The following is a 9,005-nucleotide window of genomic DNA, read 5'->3' as shown; positions in this document are numbered from 1 at the left end:
GATTGTCCTGCCCGGCCTCCACGTCCACCAGGAAGTGCTCACATCCCTGGGCGAGGCCCTCCTGGAGGCGCCGCAGAATCAGTGCGCTCTGTCCACCCTGGCCCCGACTGTCCGGCCGGGTGGCGGCCGTGTGCAGCAGGGCGGCGCGCCCACCCACGGTGAGGAACCCGGCGCTGCTCACCCCGACCTCCCCAGGCACGAAGTAGCCCATCCAGCCCATGTGCGAGAGCCCGAGTTGGAGCAGTTCCGTCATCTCACTCGGCAGGCCAAATTGTCCCGTGATGAACGTCGCGACGTCCACGGCGTGGTCCGGCCCGACCCGCGACACTTCGGGGAAAGCGCGTGTGGAGGAGGCCAGCGCCTGACGAGCCGCGGAGGCCGGAGCATACAGCGCCACCTCCCGGAACACTTCGCGCAGACCACGCGCCTCCAGCATGATTCCCAGGTCCACCGGGCGGGTGCGGGGGTCGAGGGGCAGACCCCAGGCGGGCGGTCTCGACCGTTCCACCGCTCCCAGCAGGGCGTCCAGATCCGCCTGGGTGACGGGAGACGTGACGCCAAAGCCCTGGACGAGGTTGAACGCGGGATGAGGGAGTGAACGCACCAAGGCCAGCACTCCAGCCCCGAAGTCCACCTGCTCGATCCCCAGGCGCCTCCGCGCATCAGGCGGCAGGGCAGCGTACCCGTCCACGAACTGGGCGTAGAGGTCAGCGCGCATCGCGGCGAGCATCTCCTGAGGCGGTGCTTCGGACCACTCCAGCTGCGTATCCCGGTGGCCTCGGGCCAGCCCGGTCACGCCGGGCCTCCCAGGTGGATGGGCGCGGAATACTGCACTTCCCAGCCCAGGCGTGAGTACACCGGAAACCCCTGTTCGGTCGCCCCCAGCATCGCCGAGGCATACCCTGCCTCCCGCGCCGCTAGGAGCGGCCCGGTGGTCATGGCCGCCCCGATCCCGCGCCCACGCGCCCGTTCCAGGATGCTCACACACCACACGCCCGCAATCTCCTCGCCGTGAATGTTCAGGGCGGTGCCCACCGGCTCGCCATGCAGCAGGCCCAGGTAGAGGTGGGCGCGCGAGTTAGGGTCGAGGACCGGGCCCCGGGCCAGCGCGGTCAGCTTCTGCGCCGTTTCCTGGTTGAAGTGAAACCCCTCGGCGGCCACGCTCACCCAGGCGCGCAAGTCCTCCTCGGTCGTCACCCTGCGGAGCGTCAGACCCTCCACCCGCGCGTCTGCCAGTTTCAGGTGGGCGAGGTCGAGGGTCATGACGGGAAGGTCAGCCACCCTGGGCAGGCCCCGCGCCGTGAGTGCCGCGCTCTGGTCAGCTGCCGCGGGGGAGACCAACCACAGGAAGGGCACGTTCCAGGCCCGCAGTCGTGCCAGCGTGGCCGTCAGACGCTCTGGCGCGTTCGGGCCAGTGTACCCGCCGTACACGAGGTTCAGGTCCGGCGCCGGGGCGAAACTCACAGCGAGCAGGAGGGCGTCGTCATGCTCCACGACCACTTCCGGGTCACGGAACAGGTGTTCGGGAAAGTCGCGGAACGCGCGCTCAATGGTGGCGGTGTCAGGCCGGGACGGGCGGGTGAGGGTGCGGGTCATGGTTCCTCCTTGGGTTCTGAATGTCTGAATTCAGCGTAGGAGGGCTGCGCAACAACAGCGCAAGAGGGACCGCAAGACGCCTTTGACGGGGTGCCCCGTTGAGTCTGCCTGCTTGCTGAAGCCCACACGGACGATCCGCCGTCCCTGTACGACGTGCACCTGCATGTTCTTGCAGTCGGCGACACGTTTGACCTGGCCAACCGTCAGCCTGTTCCCGTGAGTGCGTTTCAGTAGCCGGGGGCTTCTCCAAGAGACTCGCGCAGATACGTCAGGGAATTCCGAAGTGAGGCCCTCGCGACGTCTGGGCTGGAATCCGGCCAGAACAGTGTCGCCAGCGTCTCCCGGACGTGAAGGTCCGGCTCCACAGCCAAGTAGACCAGCAGCCCGAGGGCCTTACGGGTCCGGACCCGCTGCACGGCGCCGTCCACCCGAATCTCAGGTGGACCCAGCACACGCAGTTCGAGCACCGGCACCTGTCAACACGATTCTTCGCTCCAGCTGCGTCTTGCGCTGTTCTTGCGTTGACTTTCTATGCTGAAAACAACCAAGACATCACCTGCTTGCCTCAGGAGGCCCCATGAACCCCACTGCCCTGTCCAGCGACCGCACCCCTTCAGCACCAGCTTTTCGTGAACATCTCCCGACTCAGCGGGACCTTGCGCGCAGCGGGTCCTGGGTGCGCTTGGTAGGACGGGCAGCAGGAGCGCTGCTCTCGGCAATGGCAGTCCACACGACGGTCCCTGGCATCCAGACCGAACGGGACCTGTGAGAATTTTGGTGATATGCAGGGCAGGTGGTCCAGGAGGAGCCATGGGCCACCCGGTCGCCATCAGGTACGATCAGCACACCCATCACCCGAGGTCACGATGAGCGTTGGCACACTGGTGATTCTCAATGGCACGACCAGCGCGGGAAAAAGCAGCACCCAGCGCGCCCTGATGAACCTGGCTGATGAACCCTGGCTCGCGGCCGGAGTCGATCACTTCTGGCCCTTCATCTTCGGAAAGTACAACGGCCTCACGCCTCCGGCTGATCAGGGGTTTCACTGGATCGGTCGCTCGGACGGAGCAACCCTGCATGTCGATGAGCTGCGCACCGGTCCGGTCGGCTATCAGTTCTTCACCGGCATACACCGCGCCATAAGGGCGTTCCTTGATACCGGGTTTAACGTGGTGGCCGACCACTGCCTATGGGATCAGCGGCTCGTGGACGAGTGCGCGGCCGTGTTCTCCGGGGTGGACGCCTGGATGGTGGGCCTGCACCCTCCCCTGGCGGTGTCCGAGGAATGGGAGCGCCAGCGGACGGACAAGCAGGTCCTGGGCATGTCGCGGGCGGTGCAGCGTCTGATCGACGGCACGCGCGTGGAGTACGACCTGACGTTCGACACTTCGACCCTCACACCGGAAGCCTGTGCCCAGGAAATTCTCACAGCGGTCAGGGAGCGCAAACCTCAGGCGCTGCGTCCATCCGGCGCGTCCAACCTTTCTGCGGCGCAGGCCATCCATTCAAAATGAGCAGGACGCAACACCCGGACGTCCGACACACCCTTCAGCACCCGCGTCCTGATGAGGCAGGTCAGTCCGACATGCGGTGACGCTGTCCCAGGAACAGGCCGGACGAGGGCGCGCTTGCCGCAGCGCTTGATCCGGGTCCGTGCTCAGAGCAGGTAGGGAATGGTGGGGTGGAACATGCGTTTGACGGTGTATTTCTCCGTGAACATGCTGCCCGTGTGATGCGAGTTCGCTGACCGGCCGATCCTGAAGCGCTCCATCGGAAACTCGTTCTCCTGCCCGTGCATGTGCCGCGCGTAGTACCCGTACACCTGCCCCGCTACCTCGATCGTGTCAGCAACATCCACATGGACCACCGGAAGGGTCGGGTCTGGCGTGCCGTACTGGGCGTACTGATAAAAGTTCACGGGCGTGCGGTGCGCTTCAGGTTCTTCAGCAGGGTCAGCCTGGTGTTCCATCAGGGCTTTGGGCAGGCGGGCGAGCACGATCGCGTCGTAGGCAATTTTTGCGGTAGCCCGGTGGTCCGGGTGGGGTGTGAAGGTACCACCGCCTTTATCGTCCCAGGTAATAATGGCGTCGGGTCTGAAATCGGCGTAGAGGCGGGCGAGTTGCAGGGCTTCATCTCGCGAGCCCTGCATGCGGGTGTCGCCCATGTCGAAGAAATGATGCTGGGCACCGATCAGGCCGGCCACGTCGCGGGCCCAGCCTTCACGGGTGCGTTTGACTTCGGAGTGTGGGACGCCCCGGAAGCGGCTGGACATCTCGCCGTAGGTGGTCCAGGCGATCATGACCTGGTCACCGCGCCGGGCGTGTTTGGCGAGGGTGGCGGCGCAGCCACATTCGTCGTCAGGGTGGCTGAACACGGCCAGGAGGTTCATGCGAGCACTGTACCGTGAGCGGTAATCTGCGCACTGCACGTCAGGGGAGTCAAGGGCACTCCAGGCTGGAGGCGGGCACCTGAGAGCTGACCTTCCCCTTCGTCCTCCACCCCACCCCTCCTTTCCCCTTCCAGCGCCACCTCGCTCATCCCAGACTGACCGTCCTGGTGGAAGGGAGTGGTGCGGAGTGCGGTGTGGCACCAGACGGTGGCCTGGTCATGGCGGCCGGCGAGGAGGTGGCGTTCGGCGAGGTGGAGCATCAGGATGCGGGAGAGTGCAGGCACACCTCTACGGTAAGTGGAACCGCAGAATATGCATGATGTGAATGATGAGATCGGCAAATCTCTCATAAACCGCCTGATGAGCCAGATCTTCCAGTGATTTCTCCATACGGATGCCGACTTCAGAAACGCCTGAGTTGTCCGGTGGGGTACTGAGGCACTGCTGTGGGCGCCCCGGCCATTCAGGCAGGCGTCACGACAGGGGAAGGGACCCTTTACCGCGCTGCATTGCTGCTGAGGCTGATTTGGGCGCGCAAAGGATGAGCACGGGGAGGGGGCTGTCTTCCCTGGAACGAACGTCAGACGACGCAGAGGTGAATGCCACTCCGGCCAGGCATGACGCTGCTTTATGCTTGAAGGGCTGCGGACAGCAGAGCAATGCTGCCACGTCCGTGAAGCCTCCAGAAGCCGTAGAATCCATCAGCCTATGCTTTTCTATCGCGTCTCGGAAGCAAGCATCGCCTTCATATGATTATTGACCGGCACGGGCGGGTCGTCGAGTGGTATACCAGTGCTCAGACTACCTTTGGGTACACCCGCGACGAGGCCATTGGCCGCACGCTGAATGATCTGATCATTCCCGTCCCGGACCGCGCCGCATACGGGCAGCACCTGGAGAGTGCCCTATGCCAAGACGAGGTGTACGTCTTTGATCACCAGGTCAACGCCCTCCACCGTGATGGCTACGTGTTTCCCTGCGAGCTGTCCATGCATGCCTTTCCCACGGTCGGCACGCGGCTGTTCACGGTGCACCCCCGGAACCTGAGCGAAATTCAGCGCGCGCAGGCGCGGTCTGCGCGCCTTCATCAGCTCACAAGGGGTCTCGCGGGCGTGCTGACGCCTGAGGAGGTCGCGCGGGTCGTGTTGAATGAGGCGCCGCTTTTGACGGGTGCGCGCGCCGTGGTCGTGCTTGGTCTGGATAAGACGGGCGCACACCTTCAGAGCCAGGGGCAAGTCGGGTTCACCTCGCTTATGGCAGATTGGTTTACGCAGGTGCCGCTGAACTCGGTCCTGCCGGTGGCGGAAGCTACCCGTACCGGTGAGGCCTTGTTTCTTACCGGTGACGAGATTTCGCAGCGTATCCCGGAACTCGCGAAGTTGCGTGACCCGGAGTTGCGGCGTGGGGCTGCTCTGCCATTGGTGGTCAATGACCGCGTGACGGGCGTGTTGGGCCTTGGATTTGAGGGCGAACGTCCGTTTGACGATGCGGAACGGGCCTTCCTGACCTCCGTCGCCACGGTGTGTGCGCAGGCGCTGGAACGCGCGCGGCTCTATGAGTTGACCCGGGTGAGCGAAACCCGCTACCGGTCCCTGGTGGAAGCAACCAGCCAGATCGTCTGGACCGTGCCCCCTACTGGAGCGTTCGATACGGACCAGCCCGCCTGGCGGGCTTACACAGGCCAAAGCGTCGAGGCGCACCTGGGGTGGGGCTGGGCGGACGCGCTGCACCCTGAAGACCGGGACGTCATCACGCAGGGATGGATGCAGGCATACCAGTCTCGCGCGGTGTTTGAAGGCGAAGCGCGGGTACGGCGGCACGACGGGGTGTACCGTCTCATGGAGATCCGGGCGGTGCCAGTGCTGGACAACGCCGGCCTCCTCCGTGAATGGGTCGGAGTGCTCACGGACGTCACCGAACAGCGGCTTGCACAGGAGGAGCTGCGGGAACGGACGCGTGCGCTGGAACGGGCGAACGTTGAGCTCGATGCGTTCTCGTACAGTGTGTCTCACGACCTGCGTGCGCCGGTCCGGCACATGTTCGGCTTTCTGGGGCTGGCCCGGCGTGCCCTGAGCACCGGAGCGAACGACAAGGCCGCGGGGTACGTCTCTACTGCCCAGAACGCGGCGACCCGCATGAACACCATGATCGACGCCCTGCTGACCCTCTCGAGGACGTCCATGCAACCGCTTCAACTTGGCCCCGTTGATCTCCAGATGCTGGTCAACCGAGTCCGGCAGGACCTTGACCTGGAGAACACCGACCGACAGGTGATCTGGGAAATTGGGCACTTACCAGTGGTGCAAGGTGACAGCGGCACACTGGAACTGATGCTGATGAATCTGCTCTCCAATGCGGTGAAGTACACCAGTCGCCGGGACCGCGCAGTCATTCGCGTATGGGCGGAAGAGCGCCCGCAGGCGTGGGCGGTGTTCGTTGCAGACAACGGTGCTGGGTTCGACCCGCGGTATGCGGAGCGCCTGTTCGGCGTGTTTCAGCGGCTGCACCGCGCAGACGAGTTCGAGGGAACAGGTGTGGGCCTGGCAAATGTTCGGCGCATCGTGGAGCGTCATGGTGGGCAGGTCTGGGCGGATGCGGTGCCCGGTGAGGGCGCGACCTTCGCGTTTACGCTGCCCAAGTAGCGTGCTTGAGACTCGTGGAGGACAGCTTCAACGGAGCCGTCCTGTTGCAGATTGAAAGCGACCGTTTCCAAACTGCTACACCAGTCCGCTATCAGGTTCAGCGAGGTTCATGAACTGGGATACCGGAATCCCTCATAACGAAGAAACGATCTGGCCCGGCGCGAACCCGGTGTTAGATGGATGCACGATATGACCCTGCACTTCCTCACCGCTAACCTCACCCTGATTCGCCAGGAACTCGCTCGCGCCGGCGCACGTCCCCCAGCTGTTACACCCCGTCTAGTCGACACGCCCGGCTGGTCTCATGACACCTGCGACGACGAGGCAGCCTCGGTGACTACACACGCCACCCATACGGAGCTGCTGTGCGGCCGCTGCGGCTACCGGGCGTTTCATACCCATGAGGGTGACCTGCTTGGCCATCACGGCGGAAGCGGCCTGATCGTCCTGCGGCGTCAAAATCACGACAGCGACATCATCCTCACTGATTTTTCCGATTGGCTCGCGTACCGCTACGTCCTCTCTCACCTGAGGCCAACGTTGGACAGCCCGTACAGCCTGGTGGTGCTCAGTGAGCCACTGGCGACAAGAAACGAGTTTGCGTTCAACGTTCTCCGTGGTCGACTGGATGATGTGGAGGACACGCCCCTCCGCTCGTACCTGTCAACATCCCGGCGCCTGATGGCACACGCGTGGGCCGGCTGGCGCCAGGCGGTGTTTGACGGCCTCGGCCTGCCGTTGCCACTGCACGCAGGCGAGCCCCAACTTTCGGATCAGCGCTGCACCGAGAGCGGCACCCTGGATGACGGCCGCGCGTACTCCTTGCACGCCTACACGTGGTGTGATCCTCACACGCCGCAGATCACCGTGGAGATTACCGGCGACCTGCACCGTTGGCTCGCGCATGACTGACCATCCGTGCGGCGAGTCCCTATCCCACACCGCCACCTCCCTGCTGATCGCGACGGCCATGAGGATCACTGCGCCGGCGTGGTCCCGCAGCGGAAACAATCGGCCGGGAGTGCCCTGTTCATCGGTGAATGAAGATTTCCCGATGAAGACCATCAAAGAGTGGCTGAGTGTGGGGCGCCTGGGCCAGTAGCTTGGCTGCCTGTCTTCGACCGTCTAGCTGTGGTGCTGGGGCCGCTGGAGTTGTAGGAGAGATGAGCACGGGGAAGGGGGATCTTCGTGCCATTGCAAGGCGGAAGACGGTGAATACTCGTGCTTTGGCTTCTAAGCACAAGTATTGAACCGTCCTCAGGCAGTCACTCTGGGCCTGACTCTACGCATCCATTGCCTGCATTTCGAGTTCGTGCAGACCAGCCTGCCGCAACGCCGGTAGAGTCATGACCACGAAACGCCCCAACCAGATTGTCACGCTGCTGTTGCCTCTCAGTTCGCTCGTCATCGTGTTCCCGCCAGACAGCCCCGTCAACGTTGCGTTGAACACCCCGCAGGAGAAGTCATGGTTTCCGTTCCTGAAGGCTGCATCCATCCTCGGCCACCGAATAACGCGCCAGACACGCGGCCGGACCAAAACCCTTCCTCCACATGACCGACGTCACGCCTCATCAATCGGCGGACGTCATCATCGTGGGGGCTGGTCTTGCGGGGCTCACCGCCGCGTACACCCTCGCGCAGTCAGGTATCCGCGTCGTGGTGCTGGAAGCCCGCGACCGGGTGGGCGGCCGAACCCTGACCCGCTCGGACGATCAGGGGCCCAGCGTGGACCTGGGCGCCACCTGGTCGTGGCCGCATCAGACGCGCATCCGGCACCTCGCCCAGACCCTCGGCGTCGCCCGTTTCGAGCAGTACGTAGAGGGAGACGCGATGCTGGACCTGGGGCCACAGGGCACCGAACGTCACGCCGTGCGCTCCCCCATGGCGGGTGCCCTGCGCTTCGAACAAGGTGCAGAGGAACTGAGCACCCGCCTGGCCGACGCGCTGCCCGCCGGCAGCGTGAAATTCGGTGTGCAGGTGACCGGTGTGCACGTACAAGGAGACTCGGTGTTAGTCGTGGCTGCCGGGCCGGCTGGGGACGCGCTGGTCTTTCCAGCTCAGGCCGTGATTGTCGCGTTGCCTCCTCGCCTCGCGGAACAGACGATCACGTTCATGCCCGAGTTGCCCCCGGCGCTCACCCAGGTGCTGAGCGCCACCCCGACCTGGATGGGACACGCGATGAAAGCCGTGGTGCGGTACGAGCGCGCGTTCTGGCGGGCGCAGGGCCTGTCCGGGTTTGCAATCAGTTACGCTGGGCCCCTTCAGGAAATTCACGACGCCTCGCCCGCGGACGGCGGGGCGGGCGCCCTGTTTGGTTTCTTCACCGCGCATGCGGAGGTGCGCCGCGCTCCTCGGCAGGAACGGCAGCACCTGGTGAT

The 9,005-nt window shown here is 64.4% G+C and carries 11 protein-coding genes; 5 read left to right on the top strand and 6 right to left on the bottom strand.

What is annotated here, in order from left to right:
• The 3 genes from IEY49_RS17760 to IEY49_RS17750 form a co-directional block, all read right to left on the bottom strand.
• Nucleotides 1-796 (bottom strand): hypothetical protein (locus IEY49_RS17760; RefSeq protein WP_189011214.1); only part of this gene is annotated, 796 nt, incomplete at its 3' end.
• Nucleotides 793-1,596 (bottom strand): GNAT family N-acetyltransferase, encoded by an 804-nt coding sequence (locus IEY49_RS17755; RefSeq protein ID WP_189011212.1) that lies wholly within the window; start codon nt 1,594-1,596, stop codon nt 793-795. The genes IEY49_RS17760 and IEY49_RS17755, both read right to left, overlap by 4 nt.
• Before the next feature lie 227 nt (nt 1,597-1,823).
• A complete protein-coding gene (locus IEY49_RS17750; protein ID WP_189011211.1) occupies nt 1,824-2,063 on the bottom strand; it encodes an AfsR/SARP family transcriptional regulator in 240 nt (79 codons plus the stop codon).
• Nucleotides 2,064-2,173: 110 nt separating this feature from the next.
• Here IEY49_RS17750 and IEY49_RS17745 point away from each other — a divergent pair, with 110 nt between their 5' ends.
• Both IEY49_RS17745 and IEY49_RS17740 read left to right on the top strand, forming a co-directional pair.
• Nucleotides 2,174-2,365, top strand: a complete 192-nt coding sequence (locus IEY49_RS17745) for a hypothetical protein (RefSeq protein ID WP_189011210.1) — start codon at nt 2,174-2,176, stop codon at nt 2,363-2,365.
• 97 nt (nt 2,366-2,462) lie between these two features.
• Nucleotides 2,463-3,110 carry a chloramphenicol phosphotransferase CPT family protein gene (locus IEY49_RS17740; RefSeq protein WP_189011209.1) on the top strand — a complete coding sequence of 216 codons (648 nt, stop codon included), beginning with the start codon at nt 2,463-2,465 and terminating at the stop codon, nt 3,108-3,110.
• A gap of 143 nt (nt 3,111-3,253) precedes the next feature.
• Here the strand turns inward: IEY49_RS17740 and IEY49_RS17735 are convergent, their stop codons facing one another.
• Together IEY49_RS17735 and IEY49_RS17730 are read right to left on the bottom strand one after the other, a co-directional pair.
• Nucleotides 3,254-3,985, bottom strand: a complete 732-nt coding sequence (locus tag IEY49_RS17735; RefSeq protein WP_189011208.1) for a PIG-L deacetylase family protein — start codon at nt 3,983-3,985, stop codon at nt 3,254-3,256.
• Nucleotides 3,982-4,269, bottom strand: a complete 288-nt coding sequence (locus IEY49_RS17730; protein WP_189011207.1) for a hypothetical protein — start codon at nt 4,267-4,269, stop codon at nt 3,982-3,984. Before IEY49_RS17730 ends, IEY49_RS17735 begins: the two co-directional genes overlap by 4 nt.
• Before the next feature lie 465 nt (nt 4,270-4,734).
• On the opposite strand from IEY49_RS17730, the gene IEY49_RS17725 reads away from it, so the two are divergent.
• Together IEY49_RS17725 and IEY49_RS17720 are read left to right on the top strand one after the other, a co-directional pair.
• On the top strand, nt 4,735-6,627 hold the full coding sequence (locus tag IEY49_RS17725; RefSeq protein WP_189011206.1) for a PAS domain-containing sensor histidine kinase: 1,893 nt from the start codon (nt 4,735-4,737) through the stop codon (nt 6,625-6,627).
• A 189-nt stretch (nt 6,628-6,816) separates the two neighbouring features.
• Entirely contained in the window at nt 6,817-7,539 is a 723-nt protein-coding gene (locus tag IEY49_RS17720; protein ID WP_229780894.1) for a hypothetical protein, read from the top strand.
• Between the two features lie 370 nt (nt 7,540-7,909).
• On the opposite strand, the gene IEY49_RS21740 is transcribed toward IEY49_RS17720, so the two are convergent.
• Complete coding sequence (locus IEY49_RS21740) at nt 7,910-8,035, bottom strand: hypothetical protein (protein WP_268239093.1); 126 nt, start codon at nt 8,033-8,035, stop codon at nt 7,910-7,912.
• 143 nt (nt 8,036-8,178) lie between these two features.
• On the opposite strand from IEY49_RS21740, the gene IEY49_RS17715 reads away from it, so the two are divergent.
• Nucleotides 8,179-9,005: flavin monoamine oxidase family protein (locus IEY49_RS17715; RefSeq protein ID WP_189011203.1), on the top strand; the 827-nt coding region annotated here is incomplete at its 3' end.

Origin of the sequence: Deinococcus malanensis (assembly GCF_014647655.1) — a bacterium.
Taxonomy (GTDB): Bacteria; Deinococcota; Deinococci; order Deinococcales; family Deinococcaceae; genus Deinococcus; species Deinococcus malanensis.
This window is presented reverse-complemented; position numbering and strand designations above follow the sequence as displayed.